General features: G+C 68.5%; 22 protein-coding genes. 9 read left to right on the top strand and 13 right to left on the bottom strand.

Annotated features, from left to right (window positions below):
- Window positions 1–22 precede the first annotated feature (22 nt).
- Window positions 23–1,975, bottom strand: a complete 1,953-nt coding sequence (locus CMC5_RS40170; RefSeq protein WP_050435363.1) for a complex I subunit 1/NuoH family protein — start codon at window positions 1,973–1,975, stop codon at window positions 23–25.
- A gap of 71 nt (window positions 1,976–2,046) precedes the next feature.
- Window positions 2,047–2,772: an ABC transporter ATP-binding protein gene (locus CMC5_RS40165; protein ID WP_281180794.1), complete on the bottom strand. Its 726-nt coding sequence runs from the start codon at window positions 2,770–2,772 to the stop codon at window positions 2,047–2,049.
- Between the two features lie 215 nt (window positions 2,773–2,987).
- Between CMC5_RS40165 and CMC5_RS40160 the strand changes: the two genes are divergently transcribed.
- From CMC5_RS40160 to CMC5_RS40150, 3 genes are read left to right on the top strand one after another with little or no spacing between them, the layout of a single operon-like run.
- Window positions 2,988–3,704: a polyhydroxyalkanoate synthesis regulator DNA-binding domain-containing protein gene (locus tag CMC5_RS40160; protein ID WP_050435361.1), complete on the top strand. Its 717-nt coding sequence runs from the start codon at window positions 2,988–2,990 to the stop codon at window positions 3,702–3,704.
- Window positions 3,705–3,738: 34 nt separating this feature from the next.
- Complete coding sequence (locus CMC5_RS40155) at window positions 3,739–4,434, top strand: sigma-70 family RNA polymerase sigma factor (RefSeq protein ID WP_082363277.1); 696 nt, start codon at window positions 3,739–3,741, stop codon at window positions 4,432–4,434.
- Window positions 4,431–5,318: an anti-sigma factor family protein gene (locus CMC5_RS40150; protein WP_050435360.1), complete on the top strand. Its 888-nt coding sequence runs from the start codon at window positions 4,431–4,433 to the stop codon at window positions 5,316–5,318. The genes CMC5_RS40155 and CMC5_RS40150 overlap by 4 nt, the downstream gene beginning before the upstream one ends.
- 129 nt (window positions 5,319–5,447) lie before the next feature.
- Here the strand turns inward: CMC5_RS40150 and ggt are convergent, their stop codons facing one another.
- Entirely contained in the window at window positions 5,448–7,211 is a 1,764-nt protein-coding gene (gene ggt, locus CMC5_RS40145; RefSeq protein WP_156339237.1) for a gamma-glutamyltransferase, read from the bottom strand.
- Between the two features lie 78 nt (window positions 7,212–7,289).
- Here ggt and gshB point away from each other — a divergent pair, with 78 nt between their 5' ends.
- Both gshB and CMC5_RS40135 read left to right on the top strand, forming a co-directional pair.
- The gene (gshB, locus tag CMC5_RS40140) at window positions 7,290–8,243 is read left to right on the top strand and encodes a glutathione synthase (protein ID WP_050435358.1); all 954 of its coding nucleotides are present in this window, start codon (window positions 7,290–7,292) and stop codon (window positions 8,241–8,243) included.
- 69 nt (window positions 8,244–8,312) lie between these two features.
- On the top strand, window positions 8,313–8,636 hold the full coding sequence (locus CMC5_RS40135; protein ID WP_050436406.1) for a hypothetical protein: 324 nt from the start codon (window positions 8,313–8,315) through the stop codon (window positions 8,634–8,636).
- Between the two features lie 5 nt (window positions 8,637–8,641).
- On the opposite strand, the gene CMC5_RS40130 is transcribed toward CMC5_RS40135, so the two are convergent.
- Window positions 8,642–9,601, bottom strand: coding sequence for an alpha/beta fold hydrolase (locus CMC5_RS40130; RefSeq protein WP_245678151.1), 960 nt, complete (start codon window positions 9,599–9,601; stop codon window positions 8,642–8,644).
- A 237-nt stretch (window positions 9,602–9,838) separates the two neighbouring features.
- Here CMC5_RS40130 and folK point away from each other — a divergent pair, with 237 nt between their 5' ends.
- Entirely contained in the window at window positions 9,839–10,330 is a 492-nt protein-coding gene (gene folK, locus CMC5_RS40125) for a 2-amino-4-hydroxy-6-hydroxymethyldihydropteridine diphosphokinase (RefSeq protein WP_050435357.1), read from the top strand.
- Window positions 10,331–10,376: 46 nt separating this feature from the next.
- Here folK and CMC5_RS40120 read toward each other — a convergent pair whose 3' ends face one another.
- The 3 genes from CMC5_RS40120 to CMC5_RS40110 all read right to left on the bottom strand — a co-directional run bounded on the left by CMC5_RS40120 (window position 10,377) and on the right by CMC5_RS40110 (window position 12,686).
- On the bottom strand, window positions 10,377–10,886 hold the full coding sequence (locus CMC5_RS40120) for a hypothetical protein (protein WP_179955504.1): 510 nt from the start codon (window positions 10,884–10,886) through the stop codon (window positions 10,377–10,379).
- A gap of 37 nt (window positions 10,887–10,923) precedes the next feature.
- A complete protein-coding gene (locus CMC5_RS40115) occupies window positions 10,924–11,589 on the bottom strand; it encodes a 3'-5' exonuclease (RefSeq protein WP_245678149.1) in 666 nt (221 codons plus the stop codon).
- A 77-nt stretch (window positions 11,590–11,666) separates the two neighbouring features.
- Window positions 11,667–12,686 (bottom strand): DsbA family protein, encoded by a 1,020-nt coding sequence (locus CMC5_RS40110; protein WP_082363276.1) that lies wholly within the window; start codon window positions 12,684–12,686, stop codon window positions 11,667–11,669.
- 59 nt (window positions 12,687–12,745) lie between these two features.
- On the opposite strand from CMC5_RS40110, the gene CMC5_RS40105 reads away from it, so the two are divergent.
- Window positions 12,746–13,537: a response regulator transcription factor gene (locus CMC5_RS40105; protein ID WP_050435353.1), complete on the top strand. Its 792-nt coding sequence runs from the start codon at window positions 12,746–12,748 to the stop codon at window positions 13,535–13,537.
- Between the two features lie 213 nt (window positions 13,538–13,750).
- Here the strand turns inward: CMC5_RS40105 and CMC5_RS40100 are convergent, their stop codons facing one another.
- On the bottom strand, window positions 13,751–15,142 hold the full coding sequence (locus tag CMC5_RS40100) for an OmpP1/FadL family transporter (protein WP_050435352.1): 1,392 nt from the start codon (window positions 15,140–15,142) through the stop codon (window positions 13,751–13,753).
- Between the two features lie 148 nt (window positions 15,143–15,290).
- Between CMC5_RS40100 and CMC5_RS40095 the strand changes: the two genes are divergently transcribed.
- Window positions 15,291–15,926, top strand: coding sequence for a hypothetical protein (locus tag CMC5_RS40095; RefSeq protein ID WP_245678147.1), 636 nt, complete (start codon window positions 15,291–15,293; stop codon window positions 15,924–15,926).
- Between the two features lie 157 nt (window positions 15,927–16,083).
- Here CMC5_RS40095 and CMC5_RS40090 read toward each other — a convergent pair whose 3' ends face one another.
- From CMC5_RS40090 to CMC5_RS40075, 4 genes are all read right to left on the bottom strand, one after another.
- On the bottom strand, window positions 16,084–17,274 hold the full coding sequence (locus CMC5_RS40090) for a metallophosphoesterase (protein WP_050435351.1): 1,191 nt from the start codon (window positions 17,272–17,274) through the stop codon (window positions 16,084–16,086).
- A gap of 149 nt (window positions 17,275–17,423) precedes the next feature.
- Complete coding sequence (locus CMC5_RS40085) at window positions 17,424–18,206, bottom strand: hypothetical protein (protein ID WP_050435350.1); 783 nt, start codon at window positions 18,204–18,206, stop codon at window positions 17,424–17,426.
- Between the two features lie 281 nt (window positions 18,207–18,487).
- Window positions 18,488–20,554: an Ig-like domain-containing protein gene (locus tag CMC5_RS40080; RefSeq protein ID WP_245678146.1), complete on the bottom strand. Its 2,067-nt coding sequence runs from the start codon at window positions 20,552–20,554 to the stop codon at window positions 18,488–18,490.
- A gap of 104 nt (window positions 20,555–20,658) precedes the next feature.
- Window positions 20,659–22,536 (bottom strand): SpoIVB peptidase S55 domain-containing protein, encoded by a 1,878-nt coding sequence (locus tag CMC5_RS40075; protein ID WP_245678145.1) that lies wholly within the window; start codon window positions 22,534–22,536, stop codon window positions 20,659–20,661.
- 295 nt (window positions 22,537–22,831) lie between these two features.
- Here CMC5_RS40075 and CMC5_RS40070 point away from each other — a divergent pair, with 295 nt between their 5' ends.
- Window positions 22,832–23,077 (top strand): hypothetical protein, encoded by a 246-nt coding sequence (locus CMC5_RS40070; RefSeq protein ID WP_050436403.1) that lies wholly within the window; start codon window positions 22,832–22,834, stop codon window positions 23,075–23,077.
- A gap of 121 nt (window positions 23,078–23,198) precedes the next feature.
- On the opposite strand, the gene CMC5_RS40065 is transcribed toward CMC5_RS40070, so the two are convergent.
- Window positions 23,199–25,841 carry a hybrid sensor histidine kinase/response regulator gene (locus CMC5_RS40065; RefSeq protein WP_169796806.1) on the bottom strand — a complete coding sequence of 881 codons (2,643 nt, stop codon included), beginning with the start codon at window positions 25,839–25,841 and terminating at the stop codon, window positions 23,199–23,201.
- Window positions 25,842–26,603: the final 762 nt, after the last annotated feature.

The following is a 26,603-nucleotide window of genomic DNA, read 5'->3' as shown; positions in this document are numbered from 1 at the left end:
AGGGGTGACACGCGGTTTCGGCTCAGAGGAAGGGGTTCAGATGCAGCTGCGTTCGTGTGGAACGCAGGGTCTCCCGGACCCGGTGGGTGAAGTGCGCCAGGAGGAGGAAAGAGAGCGCGAAGGTGACCACGCTGATCACGAGCTGTGTTGCCTGAGGCACCTGGGCGACCGTCCACAGCCCGGTGAGCAACGCCGCGGTGAGCGCGAGCGGGACGAGCCACCTCCAGCAGAGGCTCGTCATCTGGTCCAGGCGAACCCGGGGCAGGACCCAGCGGAGCCAGACGACGCCCAGGATGAGGGTCCAGCTCTTGACGAGGAAGAGCAGCGCCCCCAGCGCCTGGAGGCCCGGCCTCGTCTCCACGATGGCCGCCGAGACCCCCGGGATCTGCCAGCCGCCCAGGAAGAGCGCGCTGGCGACGCCGCACATGACGAGGACGTTCGCCCATTCAGCGAAGAAGAAGAGCGTCTGTCGGAGCCCGCTGTGCGCGGGGGAGGTGGCGCCAGGCGTCGGCCCTTCCGCCTCGGGGACGGATGCATGGGGTCGACTGCCCTCGGCCAGGGTGGCGACGATGTAGAGCGTGAACAGGAGGAAGGTGACGGGGCTCCGGAAGACGAACCAGAACCAGGGCCATCCGCCGACCTCGAAGGGCGTACCCGCGGTGCCCCCCTGGACGCCGATGATGTCGGCGACACGGAGCGAGCCGGTCATCATGATCACGCAGCAGACGGCCACGATCGCGGGGAGCTGGTAGCTCAGGATCTGGCCCACGGAGCGGAGACCAGCCAGCGGCGACCAGCGCGCGTGCGACGCCCCGCCGCCGGTGAGCAGTCCGATCATCAGCAGCGCGGTCAAGGCGATGACGAAGAGCACGCCGATGTCGAGGTCGGTGGCGACGAGGTACTGCCCGAACGGCATCACCACGAACGTCGCCGACACGCCGATGAACACGAGGTAGGGCGTGAGGCGGAGCTTCGTCCGATCGCGCTCGCGCGGCGTGCGGTCCTCTTTGAGAAGGGCGCGCACGGCGTCCGCGATGACGTCGGAGGGGCTCAAGGTCCGCCCGCCAGAGCGCAAGCGCGAGGCGACACGGCGCTCGAACCACGCGAGGATCCGCGCCGTGGGGAGAAGAAAGAAGAGGATGATGCCAGCGGCGGTGCCGAGAAGAATACCGGCGCCGAGCAGGTCGCTCGAACCGCTCGGCTTGAAGGCCTCGACGGAGATGGTCCGCTTGAGGAGGGGGCCATTGCCCTGCTGCGTCACGATCTCGGGGGTCCGCTCATGTCCGCTCGGGATCACGTCGGCGAGGGAGAGGACGCGCACCCCTTCGAAGGCGACGATCACATCACCGGCGACCAGGCCCGTGTCGTTCGCGGGGCTGCCCGGGCGGACGGCGTTGATGAGGAGGCCTCCCGCCGGAGGGGTGTCGTTCGAGGCGGCGATCCCGAGGTACTCGAGGGCGCGGCTGCCTTCCCGGTTGCGGGCGTCGATGATTGCTCGTCGCGGCGTGGGCGGGACGAAGTCGATCTCGACGCCTTCGACCGTCCCTTTGACCTCCAGCGCGCCGCGCCCGACCGAGGCGACCCGTACGGTGACCTTGCCTCGGAACGTCGTGTGGATCGCTTCGTCTCCCTGGCCGCAGAACTGCCCCTGGAGCGACTCGTTGAACCGGAGAGAGACCCGATCCCCGGTCATCTGGGCGCGATCGATCTCGATGCGCTGCCTCGTCAGGGGCGGCTGTCCAGCGCGACGCAGCTCCCCCTCGAAGACGACCACCGCCTCCCGCTTCTCGCCGGTCGGCAGGTTGTTTCCGAGGATTTCGAGGCGGTCGCCTGCGTCCACGATGCGCGGGACGACATCGACGACGTTGAGGAGATCGGGCGCGAGATCTCCAGCGCACCCCAGGGCACCGAGGAGCGTGATCAGGCAGAGCGTCAGGAGGGACAGGGCAGCTCTCCGGGGGGGAGCTTGGCGCATGCCGCGCTTATAAGGGCTGGTCACTCGGCCGGGCGAATTCTTGGCAGGCGCGAGGGGCCCAGAAAGCGCCCTCAAGGAGGAGGAGGGCGGACGGGGAGGAAGTACCGCGTCCGGTCGAGCTCGTTCACGCCGACGTACAGCTCGGCCTCGAAGGCGTCTTTGAGGCGCTGGTACGTCATCACCTCTTCGATGGTCCCGCGAGCGAGCAAGCTGCCTCCCTTGAGCAGCGCGATCCGGTCGGCATACTGGGCCGCGGCGTTCAGATCGTGGAGGACGGCCACACAAGCCAGGCGCCGCTCGGCCACCTCGCGCCGGATGACTTCGTAAAGCTCGATGGAGTGGCGGATGTCGAGGTGCGCCCCCGGCTCGTCCAGCACCAGGATCTCGCCTCCCTGAGCGAGCGCCCGCGCGATGGCGACCCGCCGCTGCTCGCCACCCGAAAGCTGATCGACGGGGCGCTCCGCGAGGTCGACGAGGCCGCAGGCGTCGAGGGCGCGGTGCGTCGCGTCCTGGTCTTCGTCGGACGCCCGCATCCAGGCGCCCTGATGCGGGGAGCGCCCCATCATGACCACCTCCCGGACCGAGAACCGGGCAGGTGGGGGGGCCGCCTGGGGGACGATCGCCAGCCGTCGGGCGAGCTGGCGTCGATTCATCGTCTCCAAGGGGCGTCCCCGAAGTAGTAGTTGTCCGGCGGTAGGTCGCAGCGCGCCAGAAATGACGCGTACCAGCGTAGATTTGCCCGCCCCGTTGGGACCGAGTACGGCCCAGAGTTCCCCGGGGTGCACTGCGAGTGACACTTTGTTCAGAGCGAGCCGACCACTGGGATACCGAGCGGAAACGTCTCTCAACTCAATGGCTGGCTCTATTTCGGCTCCACGGCCGTCCACAGCGTGATTGCAAGGGGCAGGTCCCTCCTGAAGACGTCCGTTCTGAGTCACCAAGGAACCTGAGCACTTGCGCGACCATGCCCGCAATGGTCCAATCGCGCTGAACGGTAGAGGCGCAAGAGGAGATGGAATCGGTGAAGGAGACACCCGCCGGCGAGATGCCGCGACGCATCATCAAGCGCTATTCCAACCGTAAGCTATACGACACGAAGGACAGTCGCTACGTCACCCTCCAGCAGATTGGGGAGATGGTGCGTGCTGGCGAAGAGGTCCAGATCATCGACAACGCGACCAAGGAGGACAAAACCGAGGTCACACTGGCGCTGATCATTTCCGAAGATCTCAAGGCCCAGCCCCGCTCGGTTCCGCTGGGGACCCTGCGTGATCTGATCCAGGAACGTGGAGAACGGTTCCTCTCCACCCTGCGGGAAGGGCCGATCGGCCGCCTGATTCCTGGAGGCGTGGAAGCTGGCGGTGCAATCCCCGGATCGCCCGAGGATGCGGCCGAGCCGCTCCCCCCGGTTCCCCCCGCTCCGGCCGTCGCTGCCGCAACCGCGGAAGGGGACAAAGCGGCCGGAAAGAGCCGCTTGAGCGGCATCGTGGAGAGTTCCAAGCAGACCCTCGACCAGTGGCAGCACGCCGTGGACGAGCGGATCCGGACGATCCTCCCCGTCGTCGGCCTGTTCCGCGACCTGGAAATCGGCGTCCGGCAGCTGGTCGAGCGGGTCGACACCCTCGAGCGCCGCATCCAGGAGCTGGAAAACGCGGAGGACAAGCCCGCGGCCGGCCTGCCGAGCAACGGAGGGACCGCCGGCGAGCAGGAGCGAAGGTCGCAGGAATAAGCCGGCGCCCGTCTCTGTTCCCACGGTTAGACCCATGCCGTTCTTCTTCAGTAAGAAGCCCGCCTCGATCGCCCAGGATATTTCCTTGGCGACAGGCGAGGCGAGCCGCCCAGACGCCTTCGAAATCGAACTGCTCGGCCATCTGGACACGCTTTACAGCGTGAGCTGCCGGATGACGAAGAGCTCCACGGAAGCCGAAGACCTCGTCCAGGACACCATCGTGAAAGCGATGAGGGCCCGGAAGCAGTTCGAGCCGGGGACCAACCTCAAGGCATGGCTCCTCCGGATCCTGACGAACACGTTCATCAACCGGTACCGTCGAGGCGGTCTGGAGCGAGACCTGTTCGAAGGACCCGACGCGGAGCCGCTGACCGATGGCTGGGTCGGGGCAACGACGATGCGCGGGATGCGGGATCCGGAGACCCAGGCGCTGTCGCCGCTCATCGAGGCGGAGGTGCAGCGTGCCCTGGACGAGCTGCCCGATGAGTTCCGGCTGGCGGTGATCCTCTCGGACATCGAGGAGCTGAGCTACAAAGAGATCGCGGATGCGATGGGTTGCCCGATCGGGACGGTGATGTCGCGATTGCACCGTGGTCGCAAGCTCCTGCAGAAGACCCTGCGCGAGCAAGCCGTGCTACTGGGTATCGTGGGTGAGGATGACGGGAAGAAGTCGAGCGAGGCGCCTGCTGATCTGGGTGCGTACAGGAAGCGCAAGCGGGGAGTAGCATGAGCGCCGCACGACAGATGGATGACTGCGCACGCCTCGACCTGGCACTGACAGCATACGTTGATGGGGAGCTCGACCCGGCACACGTCGTCGATCTCGAAGGGCATCTGCGCCAGTGCTCGGGCTGTTTCGAACGAGTGATGCTGGCGCGTGCGTCGCGGGTGAGCCTGCGACGCACGACGTCGCGCTGCTGTCCGAATGCGCTTCGCGCGCGGCTGACGACGACGATCGCGGGCGAGCGAGCACGCGAAGCGGCTGCCGCCGTGGCCGGTGCAGCGTCGGTATCGGGGATGCAGCCGCAGCTGATCCAGAAGCGCTACGTGGCAGGCTTCGCTGCCGCCGCGAGCGTGGCGTTCGCGCTGGCTGGCTATCAGCAGCACCGCGTGAGGGCCGAAGCCGGGGTGGCGGAACTGCCCGTCGCGCCCATGCAGAACGACGTGATGGCAGCGGCGAGTGTGGAGTCGCTCCTGAACGATCTGGTCACGCAGCACGCGCAGCCGCTTCCTCCGGAGACGACCAACCCGGAGGATCTGCCTCGGTTCGATCCGTTCGTTGGCGTGCCCGTGCGGCGACCTCAGTTCCAGCCGTTCCCTGTCGATTTCAAGGGAGCGCGTGTGCACACGATGCGTGATCGTCGTGCCGCGTTGTTGCAGTACACGGTTCAGGGCGGCCATCGCGTGACCGTCTACCTGTTCAACTCCCAGGTCGTCCCGGTGCAGAAGGCGCCCGTTCTTCGCCCGCGCATCGTCCACGAGCGGCCCGTCTACGTGGGTCGCATCAGCGGGTACTCGGTGGTGGCCGCAGAGCGAAGCGGCGTCGGCTATGCGCTGGCGACCGATCTCAGTGACGAGGAGAGCACGCAGCTCGTTCTCGCCGCCATGCAGTGAGAGCGCGGCGCAGGCGCTGCATGCGTCCTGCCGCTCTCGGTCGAGTTTCTTCCCCTCCAGCACGAGACCCACAGGAGCCGAGCCAGCGAAGGCGCGGCCACGAGGAGGTCTCGTGCCTCAGGAGCCTGTCTACTCGACAGCGCCAGTCCCGCCCTTGCGCGGGTCCGCTGCCGCGCGGATGACGCGACCGCCGTTCGTGTAGTCGACCGTGAGACCCTGGATGGCGCTGACGTTGAGCTTCGACGTGTCGACCTTCTCGCCGCGCTTCTCGAGGTCCTGCACGACGTCGGGGGGCACGCTGGGGTCGATCCACAGGCCGCCCATGGCCGGCGTCTCGACGCGCCAGTCGGCGATGGCTTCGTCGATCGCTCGACCGAACACCAGGTTCGCCAGGGTGATCTGGGTGGTGCCCGTGGCGATGCGCATGCCGCCGGACCCGCCGAGCGCGAGTACGGGCTGATCGTCTCGGAGCACGAGGGTCGGCGTCATGCTGGAGACGGGACGTGCTCCTGCACGAGGCGTGCTCGCGGGGGTCTTCAGGTTGAAGAGCTTGGCGATCTTCTCGGAGGTGAAGTCGTTGAGCTCGTCGTTGAGCACGAAGCCACCTTCGGTGACGAGCTGCGCTCCGAAGGGGTTGTTCACGGTGCTCGTCGCGGAGACGACGTTGCCTTCCGCGTCGATCACGACGAGGTGGCTGGTGCCGGCTTCGGTGATCGGGAAACCCGCGGGTGGCATGGTGGAGTCCATGCTGATGCGCGCTCGTCGGGCCTTCATCCGGGCCGGAGCTGCGAGCTTCATCGGATCCATGGTCATGGAGCTGGGATCGCCGATGTAGTGGACGCGGTCGGCGATGGCGCCGCGGAGCGTCTCTGCCAGGAGGTGGACGTACGCGCCGGTGCCGTACCCGAGCGCGCTCAGCTCCGCCTTGCTGTGCATGTGGAGGGCTTCGAGCAACATGAGGCCGCCCGAGGAGGGCGGGGGCATCGTGTAGATCCGGTTCCCTTCCCAGGTCGTCGTGAGTGGCTCGCGCTCGATGACTTTGTAGCTCTCGATGTCCGCAGCGCTCATCCGGCTGCCTCCGGCACGCGCGGTCGCGAGGACGTCGGCGGCGATCTTGCCCTGGTAGAAGGCATCTTTGCCTTCGGCGCCGATCCTGCGCAGCGTGGCGGCGAGTGCCGGGTTCCTGATCTGATCGCCGGGGCTCGCCAGTTTGCCCGCGGGATGAAAGAAGCTGTAGCGCGGCGTGGACAGCACCCACTTCTCGGTCCACTTGAGGCCGCGCGCGAGGTGGGCGCTGAGCGGGAAGCCCTTGTCGGCGAGGTCCGCGGCGCCTCGTACGAGGTCGGTGAAGGCCAGCTTGCCCCAGCGTGCGTGCATCTCGGCGATGCCTGCGACCTCACCGGGGACGCCCACCATGACGCCGCGTTTGTTTTCGGGCGGTGGCCTGGTGACGTAGTCGGCAGGATTCAAGCCGGATGGTGCTGTCTCACGGAAGTCCAGCACGGTCGCTTTGCGTTCCTTGGCGTTCCACACGAGGGCGAAGCCGCCGCCTCCAATTCCGCTGGAGACAGGCTGGGAGACGCCGATGGCGAGCAGTCCGGCGATGGCGCCATCGACGGCGTTACCACCCTTGCCGAGCACGTCCATGACCACGCGCGTCGCGGATGCGCTTTCGGTCGCGACACCGAACCGATGACGTGGGGCCGCGGGAGCCGCAGGCGGCGTCTCGGTCGCCGTGGTGGTGACCTCGGGTGTGGAGGGCGTCGCTTCAGCAGGTGGGCCGACCTGCGGCGGTGCAGATGGCGTCGCGCCACAACCCACCGGGAAGGCAGCCAGGAGCAGGCCGAGCGCTGCTGTGGCAGCGAGAGGAGATAGGGCGCGGTGAACGTTCACGTGGGCTAGGATGCGTCCTCCGCTTCGGGGGACGCAACCCCCGAACCGTCGACGGCCTGATTACTGAGAGGAACGCCCATGCGCTTCGTGTTCGTGATGGATCCCCTGAGCACCGTCCACCATGAGAAAGACACGACCTTCGCGTTCATCCGAGCTGCTCAGGAGCGGGGGCACGAGAGCCATCACTGCCTTCACCGTGATCTGTCCATCAGCGACGGAGAGGCGCATGCGTTCGTGCAGAAGATCTCGATCTCCAGCGCGCCTCCGTACATCGCCTTCGACGCCGGAGCGGGGCGTGAGCGCGTGCGCCTCGGTGACGTCGACGCCATCTTCATCCGCAAGGATCCGCCGTTCGATCGCAGCTACCTCTATGCCACCCTGGTGCTGGACCACGCACGCAAATGCCCGCTCATCGTGAATGACCCGCGCAGCCTGCGGGATGCGAACGAGAAGCTCTACGCGCTGAACTTTCCCGAGTGGACGCCGCGGACGCTGGTCACGGCCGATGGGGAAGAGATCCACGCCTTTGCGCGCCAGTATGGCAGCGCGGTGGTGAAGCCGCTCGACGGAGCGGGCGGGGTGGGCGTGCTGCGGCTGACGCCGGGGGACAAGAACGGGCGGGCCATCGTCGACATGCTCACCGGCGAAGGGCGGCGTCTGGCGATGGTGCAGGAATACCTTCCTTCCGTGGTCGCGGGCGACAAACGGATCCTCCTGCTGGACGGGGAGCCGCTCGGGAGCATCCTGCGCGTGCCGCGGAGCGATGATCTTCGCTCCAACATCCACGTCGGAGGCAGCGTCGTGCCCACGGAGCTGACGGAGCGTGAGCAGGCCATGGTCCGTGCGCTCGCCCCACGGCTCCGTGCCGATGCGCTCCACTTCGTGGGGCTGGATGTCATTGGCGAGCGCCTCACCGAGGTCAATGTGACCAGCCCGACGGGGATTCAGGAGCTGAGCCGGTTCACGAATGTGGATCACGCTGCCCGGGTAATTGCCTGGGCGGAGGAGCGTGTGCGAAAAGTGCGCGGTTGAGCGATCGTGCCACCCTCAGGTCGTCGAGAACTTGGCCCGTCGTCCCTGGTTGAGTGAGTGGTGGTCGACATGGGTGAGTCGAGCACGCGCTGCGCGGTCTGCGGGGGTGAGGAGCGGCCGGGGTCGGGACTACTGCGGGTGATCGTCGAGCTGCGCACGCTGCTGCTCTGCCGATCCCACGCGGCCACGGTGATGGCCGCCATGCCGGAGACCTTCGAGGAGCTGAGAGCGCTCTTCGTTGGCGCGGTCCCGACGATGGACTCGATCTACAGCGGCCTCGAGCGGCGATCCCCCATCTCGAGACGGGCCCCCGAGGATCGGCGCGCGTTCCCCCCTCGTCCCGAGGGGCGTCGGCGGGCCAGCGGGCGCCGTGCCACCGACATGGCGGACTGAGCCGCTCATCGTCCGCGCTTCCCGGCGGTTCCTCCAGCCTCCAGAAACGGTACGAGCGCATCCCGGTACGCTTCGAAGGCTTCCACCTGGGGCAGGTGTCCCACGCCGCCAAGCTCCACGAGCCGTGAGCCCAGGATGGCCTGCGCTGCCTTCCTGCCGAGCGCCGGATAGTCCCCGAGCGTGCCCGCCGCCTCCTTGGAGGCCCAGGCCTTGCCCAGCGCCGTTCGGTCTCGCTGACCGATGAGCAGCAGCGTCGACACCGCGATGTGCTGCAGCTCGTACACGACGGGCTGAGTGAAGATCATGTCGTACGTCAGCGCCGCATTCCAGGCCACGCGCTTGAACTCGGGGTGGCGGGACCAGCCCGCCTGGATCTCGATGAGCCGCTCGTACTCGGGCTTCCACGTCCCGTCGTAGTAACTCGTCCGCTGGTACTCCCGGATGCTCTCTGGCGTCGCCGCGAGTTCCTGCTGGTACCAGGCGTCGACGGACCTGTAAGGCACCACGAGCTTCCAGTCCTCCAGCCCGATCGGGTTCACCAGCACCAGCTTCTCGGTGCGCTTCGGCATCATCAGCGTCCATCGCGCCGCAAGCATGCCGCCCATCGAGTGGCCGATCACGGAGACGCGCTCGACGCCCAGCGAGTCCAGCAAGGCGCGCGTGTTCTCGGCGAGCGCCTGGAAGGTGAACTGGTACGCCTCGGGCTTGGACGACTTGCCGAAACCAACCTGATCGGGGACGACCACCCGGAACCCTCGCTCGCCGAGCGCGCGGATCGTGGGCTCCCAGTAGGCACCCGAGAAATTCTTGCCATGCAGGAGCAAGACCACCCGTCCATTGGGGCGCGCTGGCGCGACATCCATGTACGCCATGCGCAACGCTTGGCGTTGCGAGGTGAACGAGAAGAACTGAACGGGGAACGGGTAGGGATAGCTCGTGAGCTCCGGGTCGAGCGCTCCATCCACGGTTTTTGCGGGCGTGGCCGCCGTAGTAAGCCCGGTGGGGGCAGTGACCGATTCCGTGTCGGACGCGGCGGTATGAACGAGGCTCGACGGCCCTCCTGCACAGCCAGCGGCGAGAATGAGCAATGCGACCGACTGCGTCGCCTGACGAGCATGAGCACGCATGCGCCGCGAGATCTCCGCCAGCGCCTCCAGAGAAGGACCCATGGCCGGAGCCTACCGCGATAGAGTCCCGCCGCGATGAACCGCGCACGCCGCATCGTTCTCGGCATGGGCTCGAACCTCGGCGATCGACCAGCCACCCTTGCTTCGGCGATGGCCGCTTTGCGCTCGGACCCTGCCTTCTCGGTCCTCGCCGAGTCGCCGCGTTACGAGACCCCACCTGCAGGTGGTCCTCCCCAGCCTGACTACCTCAACGCTGCAGCGCTGCTCGCGAGCGAGCTGCCGGCCCTCGACATCCTCGATCGCGTGCTCGCCATCGAGCGCGCCCACGGCCGCATCCGGCCCGATCCCGTGCGCTGGGGACCGCGCACGCTGGATCTCGACGTGCTCTGGATCGAAGGAGAGATCCACGCCCTGCCAGAACTCGTCGTTCCGCATCCACGGCTCGAACAGCGCCCCTTCGCGCTCCGGCCCTTGCTGGACGTCGCGCCGGACGCCCGCGACCCCCGAAGCGGTGAATTCTACGTCTCCCTCCCGGCGGCGCACGCGCCGATCCGCCGCGTGCCTTGAGCCCCTCGCCAGCTCATGGCGCAGCCAGTAGCCCACCACCCGCGTGTCATCCCCGCGGCCGGCAGCGCAGCCCGAGCCACCCACCCAGCCGCGCCGCGCCCCCGCCCAGGCTCGCCATCACCACCAGCAGCAGCCCCCAGACCACCACACCCGCGCTGGCTCCTTGCAGGACCGCCAGCGTCCACGCCATCCCCGCCGCGAGCGCGCCACCTGCCGTCGCTTCACGACGCCCTGCGCGTCCTCCATACCGCCCCACCAGGAGCCCACCCGCCGCCGCGGCCAGCGCGAACGCCAGCGCATTCGCCCCCACCATCACCGCTTGTGCTCGCGCGGGGAGTTCTCCGCCAACCACCCCCAGGAGCAGCACCCGCTGCAGCAGCGCGTGCGTCCCTGCGGCCAGGGGCAGCCACACCGCGAACGTCGCCACCATCCCGAACACCGCCCAGTGCCAGGGGGGTCTCTCCTCCCCCTCGGCCTCTTCGCCCTCGGTCGTTTGGGGACCACGGCTTCCTCCGGCGCCGAGCGACGCTGTGCGCCTGGGCGCGTCGCTGCCCACGATCGGGAGCCTCCGCTTCGGCCCCTCGGTCACGGCCTCAGCTCGGCCGTCGCCAGAGCTTGCGTGCCTCGTTCTGCTGACGCGAGAGCCGACGCTGCTCCTGGATCAAGCTGCCGTAGGGCCGAGGCACCCGAGGATCCCTGGCCAGCGCATAGAGGACCTGCAGCGCGGCTGCCGCGTCGTCCTTCGCACGGTGCGCGTTCTCCAGCGAGATCCCCAGCCGGGCCGCCATGTCGCCCAGCGCTCGGCTCTCCTCCGACTTGTACACCTCACGCGCGAACGTCAACGGGTCGATCCAGTCCACCTCTCGGCGCATCGCCGGCGGCGGATCGGAGGGACGGACGCCTGCGCGCTCCAGCTCGGCGAGCACGAATGCCCGGTCGAAGCTCGCGTTGTATGCGGCAGGGATCGCGCTCCGCAGCGCGCCGACGATCTCGCCGGCCACCTCGGCGAACGACGGCTTGCCTTCGACGTCGGCGTCGGTGATCCCGTGAATCGCAGAGCTCTCCGGCGGGATGGGCCGACCCGGGTGGATCAGCCAGTTGAACGGCGGATCCTGGAGCACGCCGCCGCGCCCGATCACGATACCCAGCTCGATGATCCGATCGTTCTGCGGATCGCGACCCGTCGTCTCCACGTCGATGAATGCGATCGGGTGATCGATCCAGGGCGCCGACGCATCCATCTCGGCGGCAACGCCCACCGCGCGGATCTTTACGAGGTGAGCAATCCCCGGGTAGTGACGCCCGGTCGGGAAGCAACCACAGGGATCGGAGACCTTCACGGCGACGCGGTCCCGGCTGCGGCAGGCTTGCCGCTCGGGGTCGTGGTGGGCGCCGTGTCGGGGGCCGCGCTTCCGGCTGGCGGCGTTTCACCCTTCGCCGCCTCGACCTTCTTCGGCGCCGGCGCGACCGTCTGGCCAGCCAGCTCGAGGTCGAGCTTCACCCAGTCCTCGAGATCCTCGTACGTGCTGTTCAGGAACTGGAGCTCCACCTCGCGCCCGTTGATGAACACCATCGGGGTCCCCGTGAGACCCAGTTCATCCGCTTGCTTCCGGTCCTTCTCGATGCGCTGCGTGGTCTCCTCTACCGTCAGGTCCTTCTTGAACCGGGGCAGGTCGAGGCCGAGATCGCGCGCATAGCGCTCCAGATCCGTCTGCTCGAGCCGATCCTGACGCTCGAACATCACGTGGTGCATTTCCCAGAACTTGTCCTGGTTCATGGCGGCCACCGCAGCGCGTGCTGCGATCTCCCCGTGCGGATGGGATGCGAGGGGATAGAACTTGAAGACGACCTTCACCTGGCCGCGGAAGCGCTTCTCGACCTGATCGAGCACCGGCATCATGACCCGGCAAGAAGGGCACTCGAAATCGGCCCACTCCACGATGGTGATGGGCGCGTCGGGCGGCCCGATCGTCGGGGAGCCATCGGTCACGATGGTCTTCGTTTTGGTTGCGTCGAAGCGCGAGTGGAAGGCTTCCTCCCGCTCCGCCTTCGTGCGCCCGGCCTTCACGTGCTTCAGCAGGAACTGCGCAGCCGGCAGGCACGACTTGCAAGCGCGCTGCTCCTTCACGCACTGGGCGATGCTCACCGGCGTGTCGGGACACGGCGCGAGCAGCTCGGAGACCTGGGCCGCCCACTCTCGTCGCTCACGAGGCGTGAGCGCGGAGGTGTCCACGCCCGACAAGGAGACTTCGGGGCTCGCTGCCGGCTTGTGGTCGCTGGGCTCTGATTTGGGAGTACAAGCCACCCCGAAGAGCGCCAGAGCGCCGACCAGGGGCAACAATCGCTGGGGACACATCGCGGGCGGAGCTTAGTCGGACCCCTTGCGGGGCGCTAGCGGCGGTGTAGCGTGGCGGCGTGAGAAGCGTCCTTTACCGCTTCCCCGATCTGGAGCAATTCGAGCAGGTCCTCCAGGGCGCCGAGCTCGACGCGGAGCTGGATCTAGGGGTTCCTGCTGGGGTCACGGTCGACGACGGGGAGTGGGTGCTCGCCATCTTCGAGCTCGGCAGCTCGGGGCGGGCCACCTCGGCGGCTGCGCGCGTGGCGATCTCACCGGAGGGGGCGCGCCTCAATTTCGAGCCTCGGGACTGGCTTCGCCTCGCCCACTTCGCCCGCACCGAGGCCCCCCGACCGAGCTCTCAGGTGGACTCGGAAGAGCTGTTTCGTGAGCCAGCTACCCCGGCTCCAGGCAGCTCCACCAGCGCGCGCCGCTCCAGCGCTCCCCCCCGGCCTCAGGGCGCCGGATTGCGTCCCAGTCGCCCTCCGCCCCCGAATGCTCGCGTCCTCATCGTGGACGACGATCCCGACATCCGGGAGCTGGTCGCCGTCATGCTCGAAGCGGTCGCCCTTCGTGTCTCCAGCGTTTCCAGCGCCGAGGATGCCCTGGCACGCGTGCGTGACGAGGCCTTCGATCTCGTCGTGCTCGACTGGAACCTCCCTCGGATGAGCGGCCTCGAACTCTGCCGCCTCCTTCGCCGCGAGCCTAACCTCTCCGAGATCCCGGTCCTCTTCCTCACGGCCAACGCCGCCTCGCAGGACATGGTCGAGGCCTTCGCCAGCGGCGCCGACGACTATGTCGTGAAGCCTTTCCGCGCGCCCGAGCTGGGAGCGCGCATCTTCAGCCTGCTTCGACGCGTCCGTCGCCCCTGAGCGACGACGCTGGGATCACGCGCTGACGGAGCGAACCGCGCTCGTCAGCGGGTGGGGGCGTGGAGCCATGCTGCCGCGAGGTACGGCCTCTGGGGCTGCGAAAGAGTCAATGGAAGGGGAGACATCGCTCCGGGGGCCGTCCCGGGAGTGACGGCCAGCGCCGGTGCGACAGGGCGGCGTAGTGACGACGCCGAGGAGGATCCTCGCCGAGGCTCAGAACGCCACGTTCAGGTTCACGTTGAACACGCCGAGCGTCTGGCTGTAGACACCGCCCGAGTCCGGAGCTCGTGAGGGGCTGGCTTGCTCCGCCAGCGTGCTCAGGCCCGTGGTATCTCGCTGCACGTAGAAAAAATGGGTGTACGAGGCGGCGAGCGCCAGGTGTTTGCCGAGAGCGAACCGGCCGCCGATGGCCACCGAGACGTCGTGGAAGTCGGTGAGCGTGGGCTCCAGTGTCTCGTCCGGAACCACGTTGGAGTCGTAGCCGATGCCGGAGAACAGCTCAGCGGTCTCCGTGGGCCAGTAGCTCAGGCCAGCCCGGATCCCGAAGCCATCGCTCCAGTTCCGAGGCAGATTCGCGAGCGGCGTCGAGCCCTCGGCCGGGCTGCCGTCCTCGTTCACCTCGCAGGTCTCTCCTTCGAGGGCGATGCACTGGCTCTTCATCGCGCTCCAGCGGGTCAGATCGCCGAAGAGCCGCAGCTCCAGGTAATCCGTCGGCTTGAAGCGCGCGCCGAGCCGGATGACGTCCGGCAGGCCCTGGTGCAGCGTGACGGCATCCTCCGTCATGGTGCCGGAAAAATTGTTCCGCAGCGTGCCATCCAGTTTCACCTGACCGTTGATGTTCGGACGTGCCTGGTACGACGCCCCGAACCACAGCTTGTCCTTCATGGCCTCGTACATCAGGCCGGCGCCGAAGCTCGCCTGCAGGCCGCTCACATCGAGCAGCGAGCGACCCTCCATCGCCAGCGTGTTCGAGCCGTCGAGATTACGAGCTCGGAGCGTGCTCGCGCTCGAACGGATCAGGTTTCCGGAGAGGCCGATGCTCAGCCCGAAGGGGAGCTTGTACGCCGCGCCGAGCGAGAAATACATCGACTGGATCGCACCAGAGATGGTGTGCCACCGCTGCACTCCGTCCACGGGACCGGCGTAGTCGGGGTTGTTCTCGAAGGCATCGTTCTTGTTCCAGCTCGCCTGACCTCCGAACGGCACGTAGAAGCCTGCGCCGATGGCGAAGTCGCCGAACTTCGCCGAGGCGCCGATCATCGGTGCTGCGACCGCGTTGAACAGCGACGCCGAGCCCGTGTTCGCGCCGGCAACGGAGCTGTCGCCCGGGTCCGCGTCGTGGAGCCAGGAGGCGCTGCGCAGCGCCAGGCTGCCATCGACGAAGATGTTGTACCCGGTGGTCTCCGCGAGGCTCGCCGGGTTGTAATAGATGGCCGTTGCGTTCGGCGTGACCGGATTGCCGTGCTCGGCTCCGAAACGGGCGGTGCTGAACCCCGTCGCGTGAGCGGAGTCCGCCCAGAGCGCGGTGCCGAGCAGGGCGAGGGCAAAGGGGATCGCGCGTACGGAGCCGCGGCGGAGCGTGGGGCAGTTGCGGAGCAGGGCCATGGGGGGGTCGATCCTCTTCGAGGGGCGCGGAGGAATTCCTTCTCGTCTGGTCGGCAGCATGGGGGCCTGTGATAAGGTCGGGGGATTCCCCGGCCGCGGGGCGCCCCCGGCCAAGCCGAGTGAACTGTCACATCCCGGATGGTGTCAAATGGTTTTCCGTCGCTCCGCCCTGCTTCTCTTGTCTGGCCTCATCGTTTGCGGTGCTGCAGCGGGGTGTGCCGATCCGGAAGGGGAATTTGACGCGTTCGGTCAGCGCTACGTCGAGATTCATGGCTCGTCGACCACGACCACCACCACGCCGACCGGGGCCTGCACGTTGCCGGAGGCAGGCGAGATCGATGGCGACCACCTGTTGACGCTCGCCGTGAAGCTGAACCCCCAGAAGCCCGTCATGTTCCTCGCGGGCGTGACCACCACCGCCATGGGCGATGGCCTCGGCCTCTCCTTCAAGCTCCAAGCCCTCGACAAGGCCGACCGGAAAACGCCCGTGGGCGACGCGACGGACGTCGGCCCCTACGAGGTGAACGCCGACGGCTCCTTCGTCGCCGACTTTCCCCCGCTCCCCGTCCCGGCGGAGGCCAACGCCATCACGGGGAGCGCGATCACGGCGGACGTCACCCTCACCGGCTCACTTTGCGTGGGAGAACTCGTGTGCGGTGCGCTGGACGGCACCGCCGTGCTGAACATCGATGGTTCAGCATTTACCCTCCAGAAGATCGAGGACCCGTCCAGCTACCCCGACGCGGTGATCAACTGCGCCGGTGACGTCGCTCCGCTCGAGTGACGCGCCGAGCCATTGCCCTTCGCACCGCGCTCGACGCACCGCGCGCTGCCCTCCCTGGAGGGTGAGCGCGCGAGTTCGCACCGGGCTCTCGTCGCACGGCCCTCACCCCTCCGAGTGGCACTGCCCCTCGGGGAACACGGCGCTTCACCGTGTCGCCTCAAGCCGTCCCTGTGTCTTCCCGCGCCAGCTCCACCAGCGAGATCTCCGGTGGCGCGCCCACGCGCATCGGCGGCCCCCAGTACCCCGTCCCTCGGCTGACGTAGATCTGCGTCTCTCCGCGCCGCTCCAGCCCCTCCAGGTGCGGCTGGTCCAGCCTCACGAAGTACCCCCACGGGAAGATCTGACCCCCGTGTGTGTGCCCGCTCAGCTGCAGCCCCACCCCCATCGCGGCCGCCTGCACCACCTGCTTCGGCTGATGCGCCAGAAGCACCACCTCGCGCGACGGATCCCGCCCGGCGAGCGCCCTCTCCAGATCGGGCCCATGCCCGTTGCCGAACCGCTTCGCCGTCCAGTCGTCCACGCCCACCAGATCGAAGCTCTCGTCGCCTTCCCCGATGGACACCCGCTCGTTGCGCAGCACCCGCACCCCGAGCCTCCCCAGCTCCGCGATCCACTCGTCTGCGCCCGAGTAGTACTCGTGGTTCCCCGTCACGAAGAACACCCCGTACTTCGCCTGGAGCTTGGCGAGCGGCGCCACCTCGTCGCGCAGATCCTCCACCTTCCCGTCGACCAGGTCCCCGGTGATGGCCACCAGATCGGGCTTCAGGGCGTTCACGCGCTCCACGATCCCCTCGAGCCATGCCCGACCGATCGTCGGCCCCACATGAATGTCGGTGAGCTGAACGATCCGGAACCCCGACAGCGACCCTGGCAGCTTCCGCAGCCGCACCTGCACGGGCCTCACCGCGACCTCTCCCAGCGCGCTCGCCAGCCCGGCCGCCCCCAGCCCGACCCCCAGCACACCGGCAGCACCGGCCAGCATCCGCCCCAGGAACGTCCTGCGCTCCTGATTGAACGGCGCCCCCCCGAGTGCGGACACCGCGTGCGCGCCGAGGCGGATGAACTCCATCGTCACCAGCAGGAAGAACAGCACGATGGTGAGCCCCACCCACCCGTAGACGACGGCGGCGATCACGCCCCCGATCGGCCGTGGCGCCCGCTGCATCAGCATCAGCCCCACCGGCACGCTCGTGGCGAGCGCCACGAAGACCCACGTCAGTACCCGGCGCAAGGGCTGCGCGAGTTCCGGCGTGCGCACCAGCCGGAACCACAGGTAGTAGTGCATGCCTCCGAGCACCGCGGAGAACAGCAGCACGAAGATCACGAGTGAGAGGACCGAACGCTGCACGTCCTCACCATGCCACGTCGCGCGTCAGCCGTCGCCGAGACCCCGGCGCTCACCGCGGCTTGCAACACTTCTTCACAAAGGAGCGTTGGCCCTCGTCCAGGAGCGCCGACCCCATCTCCTCAGCGTGCCAGCCAGCGCGGCCCTTGCGCTCAGTAATTGCCGCCGACGCAGATCCCGAAGCCCGCCGGGAAGCCCATGCTGCCCCCCTGGCACTGCGCCATCTGACCGCAGTCCGTCGCGCTCTCGCCGAGGCGGCACAGCTTCTTGCACGAGTTCGTCAGCATGGAGCACACGAACCCATCATCGCAGGGGCACTCATCGCCAACCTGACCCGCACCGCGAGGGATGCAGCTCGTCGAGCCGTCGGCGCGCACGATGGCGCAGGTCTGCTCCGCGCCGCAGTCGTTGCTCAGCAGGTTGCAACCAGTCGCCGGGATGCAGACCGGAATCTGGATCTGCCGGTTCTCCTGCATGGGCTGGGGCGCGCAGTGCGTACCGACCGAGCAGTCCTCGACGTGGCCGCAGCAATACTGCCGGCACGTTCCCGCCATCTCTCCCGTGGCGACGCAGCCCAGCCCAGGCGCACAGTCCGCTGCCGAACCACACGGCTCACCGGCCGCGAATGGCCCCGTCGCCCCGCACGCTGGCGTGGCATGCCCGTCATCGCCTGGCACGAGCTGACACGCCGCCGCCGGGAGACCCTCGGCCCCGCCGTCGTCCTCCCCATCGTCGTCCCCACCAACGCTACACGCCTCTTGCGGACCAGGAACGCATTCACCCTCACCGCACAGCGCCTCGTAGCGACGGTACGGGTCTGGCGCAGCCTCCCCGTCGTTGCCCAGGTTGACGCTGGCGTCATCGCCACCAGCGCTTCCTTGCGAGTAGCCCCCGGCCCCGCCCCACCCCCCGGACAGGTTCTCGGACCCGCTCATGTCCACCATCGAACAGGCAGGAACGATCGCGGTCGCGCTAGCGACGACCCCGACAAGGATGGCGCGAAGAGTATTCATGGCCAGACGACCCCAAGAGAAGCTCTCAGAAGCTAGCATCCCGCCACAGGATCATCCACTTCCCGTGCCAGCTCGAACAGGCCACGCGCAGGCCGTGGCGCGCTGGATCGCGGGTCCGGGGGCATCTCGACCACGACATCGGCGTCATGGCGGCCGCCCCCGACCCTCACCTCGGCCTCGAGGTGCGTCAGCGCGTGCGCGTGCTACCGAGCGTCCACATCACGGGTGACCACGTTTCCTGCACTGTCGTACGCCCGGACCGCCACGAGGTGCGAGCCCGCCGGGACGATGGCCGAGATATCGGCGTCGAACGCCTCTGCCGGCTCGTCGAAGACCCCGTCGCTGGGGAAGAGCGGCCGCCACTCGTCCGAGCCCGCGATCGACACCTCGATCCGCGAGACCGGACCCAGCCCGTCGACCACCTCACCCCGCAGCCGTCGGCCCTGAAGCGCCAGCGACTTGAACACGGGCGGCGTGTTGTCGACCAGCACGACCCCGGACTCCAGGCTGTGCTTCTGCACCCGATCCGGCGGATTCGACAGCTCGTCCGTCGCCTCGACCAGCACCCGGTACTCCCCCTCGGGCATGGCGGTCGTGTCCCACGTGTGCTCCGTGCGGGTCACCTTCTCGCCTGCCTTGAGCAGAGCGCGCCACGGCTTCTGGCCCTCCATCCGGTACCAGAGCCGGTAGCGCAGCTCGTCCTGGTCGGGGTTGTCCACCTGCCACGAGATCTGCACGGAGCTCGACGGCTTGGGCGCCTCCCCGCCGGAGGCCTGCACCCCGGGCTTCGTCCCCTTCGACTGGTTCTTCACGCTGATCGAACGGATCACCGCGCGCGCGTTGTCCGTGACGAACGACAGCGACACCTCCCGCAGCACCGCCTTCGGTTCCTGGTTCCAACGCGCCCTGATCTGTACGAACCGCGCGGGGGGGCTCTTCACGTCACCAGGCGCTGCCAATGCCGCCGACCACGGGCTCCACGTCGTGTCGGGAGCGTCGGTGTTGCCGCTCCGCGTCTCGAGCTGAAGCGCGCCGTCCGAGCGCCACGTCAAGCGCCCGAACGTCGCCCGCAGGCCTGCGTCCAGCACCTTGCTGGTCCACACCGCATCCGCGCCGCCGACGCCGCGCACCTCGTGGAACACCGCTGGATCGGTCGTGGCCACGAAGCGCCGCTTCCCGGCCAGCACGAAGGCCCCGATCTGACGCTCCTCGGTGTCGGCAACCACCCGCTCCACCCGGTTCTCGCTCACCGTGTGCAGCCGCCCCTCCGCGCCCGTCCCCACGTACGGCGCGCCGTCGTCTCCCAGCCCGAGCGAGACGTAGTGCGTGTCGTCGTCGCTCAGCAGCTTCTCGATCACACCCTCCCGGGTGAAGCGAACGAGCTGCCCTTTCCCGGGCTTCGACGACCGCGTCGGCTGCGGCGAAGGCGGCCCCGTCTTCGTCCGCTTCGGCGCCGCGAACGGCTCGCTGTACTTGTTCGCGATCGCGTAGACCGCGCCCCCTTGTGCCGTCGGCGCCACCACGATCGCCTTCACGTCGTCGGCGTCGAAGTCGTAGAGCACCGACGCCCGCCCGGGCCCGTTCAGCTTGTAGAGCAGCCCCTTGCCGTTCGACCCGGTGTACACCGACCCGTCGTCACCGACCGCGACGCTCATCAGGTGCGGCTCGTCGCTGTCGAAGTACACCTGCGGCTTCCCTGCCGCGTCGATGCGGAACAGCTTCCCTTCGGGGCCCGTCGCCGCGTAGAGCACCTTCGCCTTCTCGTCGTACGCGAGCCCCCACACGTCCTCGGCCCCCGGCAGCTCGGCGAACACCTTCGCCTGCTCCCCCGACCCCTTCCCCCCGGTCAGCCGGTACAGCTTCCCCTCGGGGAACGTCCCCGCGATCACGTCCCCGTTCCAGGCGACGGCCATCGAACTCACCGCCATCTGCCCGGTCGTCGCGGCCACCGACACCTGACCGCCGACCGCCCGGTAGATCTTCCCCTCGGAGCCCGTACCGAGCAGCGCCGCCCCGTCGGGCAGCACCACCGCGCTCCACACGCTCGTCGCGTCGGGGATCGGCGTCGAGCCCAGGTTCAGCCCCGCGTACACGTTCCCGTTCGAGTCGAGCGCGACCCCCGTCAGGTCGCCACCCTTCAGATCATCGAGCGTGTTCAGCGTGAAGTTTCGCGTTCCGACCGCCACCGCATGCGGCGCGGCGAGCAAGGCGGCGGCGACCAGCACGACAGAGGACACGCGGCGGACGAGAGGCCGGAGAGAAGAACGCATCTTGGTCATGGATCTGGGTGTGATGAGTCTCGGGGTAGGACAGCGATCTCGGATCAAGGCACTCGGATGACGGGCAGCATGGAGCAGCGGGCGCGCCCTGTCCCTCAGCGAAGCACGGGGCGGACCTTCACGGTCACGGTATCCTTGCCGACGACGAACCGCTGCATCGGGATCGTGGTGTACGCCATGGCCCCGAAGGTCTCCGGCGCGCTCGAGTCAGAGGTCGGCCGCAGCGTGTCCATCGCGCCGGGTGGCAGCCGTGACGCCACCTTCCCCTGGAACGCCGCGCCGTTCTCGCGCAGCTTCACCGTGGCCACCATGCTCTCGGCATCGAAATACTGGTTCGGCAGCATCGCCACCAGCTCCGCCACGTTCGAGGGCGTCGCCAGCGGCCGCTCCACATCGTAGCCGGGCTGGATCTCCACCTCCACGTCGCGGCCGGCGAGCTCCGGCGGGATGGGCACCTCGATCACCCGCGACTCCAGGGCCCCCTGGTACGGCTGCAGATCGAGCCGGATGCGTGCCTTCTCGCCGACCTCGAGTTCCGGCGAGAGCACCTTCGCTCCCCGCAGCTGCGCCACCTCGCGGCCGAACGACACCTTCACCTGCGTGTCGACCCGCTCCACGACGACCTGCTCCCACGGGTTGTTGAGCAGCGATCCCATCGCTCGCACCAGCCGGCTGCGCGAGAAATCGTCGGAGCTGAGCGGCGAGCCGTTCCCGGCGCCGAAGTCCACCAGGCTGATCGTCCCGTAGCGCCCGATCTTCACCCGGCTCACTGCGCGCCAGGTCAGGTCGACTCGCTCCGCCGCGGTCGCTTCCAGGGCGTTGCCGAGCGCCATCGACACGAACGCCGGCGCGAGGAACTGATCGTGCGCCACCTCCATGTTCCACACCGGGTGCGGCGCCCCTGGCATCCCGTCGATCTTCAGCGCCACCGGGAACACCGGCGCCTTGCGCGACGTGTCCACCACGATGGCCGCCTGCCGATCGTTCACCAGGGTCCCCAGCGAGCGCGCGGCCTCCCCGATCTTGAAGCTCCGGTTGTGGCTCGCCAGGATCCAGTGAACCTTCGCCACCGCGGTCGGCAGGTTGGTGAGCCCCCCGTTCAGCATGGGGTGCCCGAACGCGAGCAGCCGGTCCCCCGACACGCGCGTCACCGTGCCGATCCCCATGGCCGACACGTCCCCGCGCACCATCTCCACGCCGATGGCGCCACCGTCCACGTACTTCGTCGGCGCATCCGCCTCTGGCTTCATCGACGAACCGCCCCCCGCCTGCAGCGGATCCAGCCCCAGCGGTCCCAGCAGATCATGGGCCATCTTCAGCGACGTCCCCCCGAAGCCGCCCAGCATGATCGGCGTCGACGCCCGGCTCAGCCCCGTGCTCTCCGGCGGTGTGAGCGCGGGCGCCACGCGCGCCGCCACGGCCTTCGCGTGGCGGTTCAGATCGTACGCTTCGGCCGGCCCCTGGAACCGCTGCGCCATCTGCTCCGAGCGCCCCTCGGCTGGCGCCGCCTCCACACGGCGGGCCACGGGCAACGGCGCGCCGGCCCCGGGGATCAACGCCTTCGGCACCGGCCTCGCCAGTTCGTCGAGCATCGAGCGGATCGGCGTCACCCCGGCGATCGCTTCCACCCCGAACAGCCAGCCGTAAGCGTAGGCCCCGATCATCTTCCCGTTCAGGTAGATCGGGCTCCCGCTCATCCCGGCGACCGTGCGCGCCGCCGTCAGCCGCGGGTGGTTCGGCGTCTTGATCAGCACCAGGTCTTGACGCGGTCTGAAATTCCGCAGCGTCGAGATCACCTCCACGTCGAACTTCTCCGGCGTCGTCCCCGAGAACACCGTCAGCCCGTAGCCCTTCATCCCGGGCTTGACCTCGGACAGCGGCATCACGTCCGACGGGTCCGTCACCGCCTCGGCGAGGCCGACCCCCACCGCCACGCTGCACACGGCACCTGCGAGCAAGCTCAGAGGCACCACGCGCGCACCAGGGACTGCATCGGCGAGGCGTTGGCCGACGGCACGGAGTGTGGACCGCAGACGAGAAGACGTGAGGATCACGGGCACGGGCGGAAGAGTAGCGTGGTTTTCATCCCGGGACAGAGCCGCCGTGTCGTCTCCTCGACGACATCCTGGCCTCTTGCCTCCCGACCCCACGGCGCCCCTTCCACCTCCAGCGCATCCAGCGAAGCCAGGATGAGACGCGGTCTCCCCGGATGTGGGATAAGGCCGCTCCCCATTCCGCTGGTCCACATCGGCCGCTACGGTGCAGCACGTGAGGGACATCCTCATCCTTGCGATCCTGATCGTCTCCTTCGCTACCCTGCTCACCGTGCACGTGGCGCTGGCCGGGCTGCTCATCGCGCGGGTGCGCCCTCGCTGGCAGGGACTCCTTGCGTTCCTCGTCCCCCCCCTCGCTCCCATCTACGGCTTCCGGGAGGGGTTTCGCCGCACGAGCGCGCTCTGGCTCACCGCCGTGCTCGTCTACACCCTCGCCCTCAGCGCCAGTTACATCTTCTGAGCTGCGCATGTCCACGCCCGAGCTGCGGCCCTGACACCTGACGCGACCCCCTGACACCTGACGCGACTCCCGCGCGCCATCACTCCCCGGCCTCCCTGGCCTCCCCGGCCCCAGCGTCTCTTCAGCGTGCCCCGGCCGCGGCCTGCGGGAGCGCGCCCGACGAGCGCGACAGGTTCGACACGGCCACGGCCAGCGCCCTGGGGTCGACCGGCTTCGTCACGTGAAGCTGGTAGCCGGCGGACAGCGCCCGCACCCGATCCTCCTCCTGGGCGAACGCCGTCAGCGCGATCGCCGGAACGGCCCCGCCCGCTTCTCGGGACATCGCCCGCACCTGACGCATCAGCGTGTAGCCATCCACGTCCGGCATCCCGATGTCCGAGATCAAAAGGTCGGGCTTCCACGCCGAGAGCACCTCCAGCGCCCCCTCGGCGCTGTGGGCGACGCGGACCTGAGCGCCCGCCGTCGCCAGCACCGACTGCACGAGCTCCGCCGCGTCCACCTCGTCGTCGACCACCAGCACCCGCATCCCCGCGAGCGAGGGCATCTCCTCCACCGGGTCCACCAGCGAAGGCCGCTCCACCCGCCCACCTGCGCGCGGCAACTCCACAGTGAACGTCGCCCCTTGGCCGCCCCCCGCACTCTCCGCCTGCACCGTGCCTCCGTGCGCCTCCACGAGCTGGCGCACGATGGCGAGCCCCAGCCCCAGCCCCCCGTGCTTTCGCGTCACCGTCGCGTCGGCCTGACGGAACCGCTCGAACACGTGCGGCAGGAAGTCCTCCTCGATCCCTTGCCCCGAGTCGCTCACGATCACCCGGAAGGTGTCGGCCTCTCCGCTCTCCAGGCGCACCGTCACCTGCCCCTCGCGCGGCGTGAACTTGATCGCGTTGGCCAGCAGATTCCACACCACCTGCTGGAGACGTCCGGCGTCGCCCCGCACCAGGGCCGGACCCGGCGCATCGACCTCCAGCGCGATCCCCTTCGCCTGCGCCGCGAGCGCCACCGAGTCCACGGCCGCCTGGATCACCCGCGCCAGATCCACCTGGCCCAGCTCGAGCTGGAGCTTGCCGCTCACGATCCGCGACGCGTCGAGCAGATCCTCGACCAGCTTCGCCTGGAGTGACGCATTCCGCTCGATGGTCTCCAGCGCCTTCGCCCGCGAAGCGTCGGGCATCGCCCCCGTGCGCAGGATCCTCGCCCACCCGAGGATGGCGTTCAGCGGCGTGCGCAGCTCGTGCGACACCACGCTCAGGAACTCGTCCTTCAGCCGGTTCGCCTCCTGCGCGTCGGCGAGCCGCGTGGCGATCGCGTCCTTCAGCTCCGACAGGTCCCGCTGCGCCTGCGCGATGCGTTCCGCCATGTCGTTGAACGCGCGGTTCAGGTCGGCGATCTCGTCCGGGCCGCTCACGCTCACCCGCCGGTCCAGATCCCCCCCGGCGAGTTCCAGCGCCGCGGTGCGGAGCCTGTAGAGCGGCCGCGTCACCGAGCGTGCCACGAAGCCCGACAGGATCAGCACCAGCGTGACCACGAGCACGAGGAAGAGCACCACCGCGGCGCTGAGCCGGGTGATGGGCGCGTAGGTCTCGCCGACGTCGGCGGTCACCACGACCACCCAGCGCACCCCGGGCACCCGCGCCACGGCGGCGAGCACGCGCTTGTCCTCCGCGTCGAACGCCTCGATCATGACGCTCTCCAGCACCACCCGCTCCGCGCGGCCCACCTGCTCGACGGCGGCCGACAGCTCGGGCGACAGGAGTACCGGCCCGCCCACGCCGACGGCGCGCGTGTCTTGCATCAGTTTTCCTGCGCCCGCGTCGATGACCAGCACCCGGTACGACGACGACGGCGCGCGCGAGCGCATCAGCCGCTCCCGTGGTGAGTTCCCCTCGTGGATCGTGCGCTGCTCGTCCTCGAGTTGCTCTCGGAGCCACTCCGCCTCGTCGTCGGCTGCCATCCGCACGTGGGCCCATACCTCGCGCTCCAGCGCGTCGTGCGCCGCCGTCGACGCGAACGCCCCGAGCGCCAGCAGCGGCAGCACCCCGGCGACCACCATCCCGCGCAGCAAACGCCAGCGCACGCTCGTCAGTCGCGGCAGCTCGGGCAGCCACCCGGCGGCCACGCAGGAGGGCGCGAGCACCGCGTACAGCGCCACCCCGGACCACGAGTTCGCGTACGCCAGCGTGAGCGCGATGATAGCGAACCCACCAGCCAGCACCGCAAAGAGCGCCCGCCGGATCGCCAGGGTCCGGCTCATGGTGAGCCCCACGCCGGCAACCAGGAACATCCCGCCGAGCGGCGCGAGGATGGGCCGCACCGCCGCGTACAGCGCCCCGCCGAAGCTTCGCGACGAGAACAGCATCAGGGCGCCGAACGCCAGCCCGACCACGGTAACGAAGGCCGCAAACAACCCTCGCTTTCGCAGACTCCGGCTCCCTTCGAGCAGCACCCCCAGCATCATCACCGGGTAGATCACCGCCCCGCTGGTCACGCCCTGCATGATGCTGGCGGACCACCAGTACGTGGACAGGGCGGCCAGAAAGCTCAGCCTGCCCAGCCAGTCGACGGGGCGTGGCCAGCTCGGGTAGAGCGCGTTCACGCCGAGCAGCACGCTGCCGATCAGGAACGTGCCCCCCATCAGCCGGATGTGGGGGTAGATGCGTCGGAAGACCGGCGCCTGGAACTCGTACGGGACGTACGTCATCAGGACGCCGACGGTCAGACCGAAGAGCGCAGCGGCCCAGGTGATCTGGAACCGTCCATGGCTCATCGTGATCTCTGCGAATCGTCGGGACGGCGACTCGGACGGCGGCGCTGACGGCTGTTCTTCCGGGCTCCCCGTCATGGTGCTCGCGTCACATCGACCCCACGCCCATGTCCATGTCCGCGCGCGAGGAGGCTCCCCTGACCGTCGACCGCCGCGGACGGGTTCATCGCAATAGCACAGGCGTCCGCGACCATGCGTCGTCCGTGAAATGTGATTCAAATTACTTGTTGACGCTACTCCGTCTCCCGTGGACGTACCTGATCCGCGAGCTCTTTCCGGATGAGCAGGCTGGCACGGGAATAGAAAGTATCCTGAGTCACGTACGCGCTCTTTTTCCTCCGCTGTCGAGCTCGCCCCGATGAACCCGTCGTGAGCTAGAACCTCTGATTTTTACATCGAAATTCGCCACGCTTCCGTGGCGACGACCGTGAATCGGGGGAGCGAAGCGAGACGCCCGGCGTGACCTGGTGTCGTCGGCGGCCTACGGGCCCTGTGCACGCTCGTGACTTGATGTCGTCAGGGGTCGACGGAGGCCTGTGCGCGCTCCGATCCTCCCTCCCGTCGGTGGTTCACCACATCGGTTCGCGAAACACGGAGGCGTCAGCCGTCCGACGGACCAGGTCGACGCATCACCTTCCCGCCTGCTGTCGACAGCCGGCATCGAGGTCACGGAGCAACCTGCGCCCCGTGGTGTGCTCCGAGATGGTGTTTCGTGAAACGACGGCCCGAAGCCCTGCATACGGCATCCGGTTCACGGCGCGACCC

The sequence above is a fragment of the Chondromyces crocatus genome (genome assembly GCF_001189295.1).
GTDB lineage: Bacteria > Myxococcota_A > Polyangia > Polyangiales > Polyangiaceae > Chondromyces > Chondromyces crocatus.
Note: the sequence above shows the minus strand (reverse complement) of the source record. Positions and strands in the feature narration are given on the sequence as shown.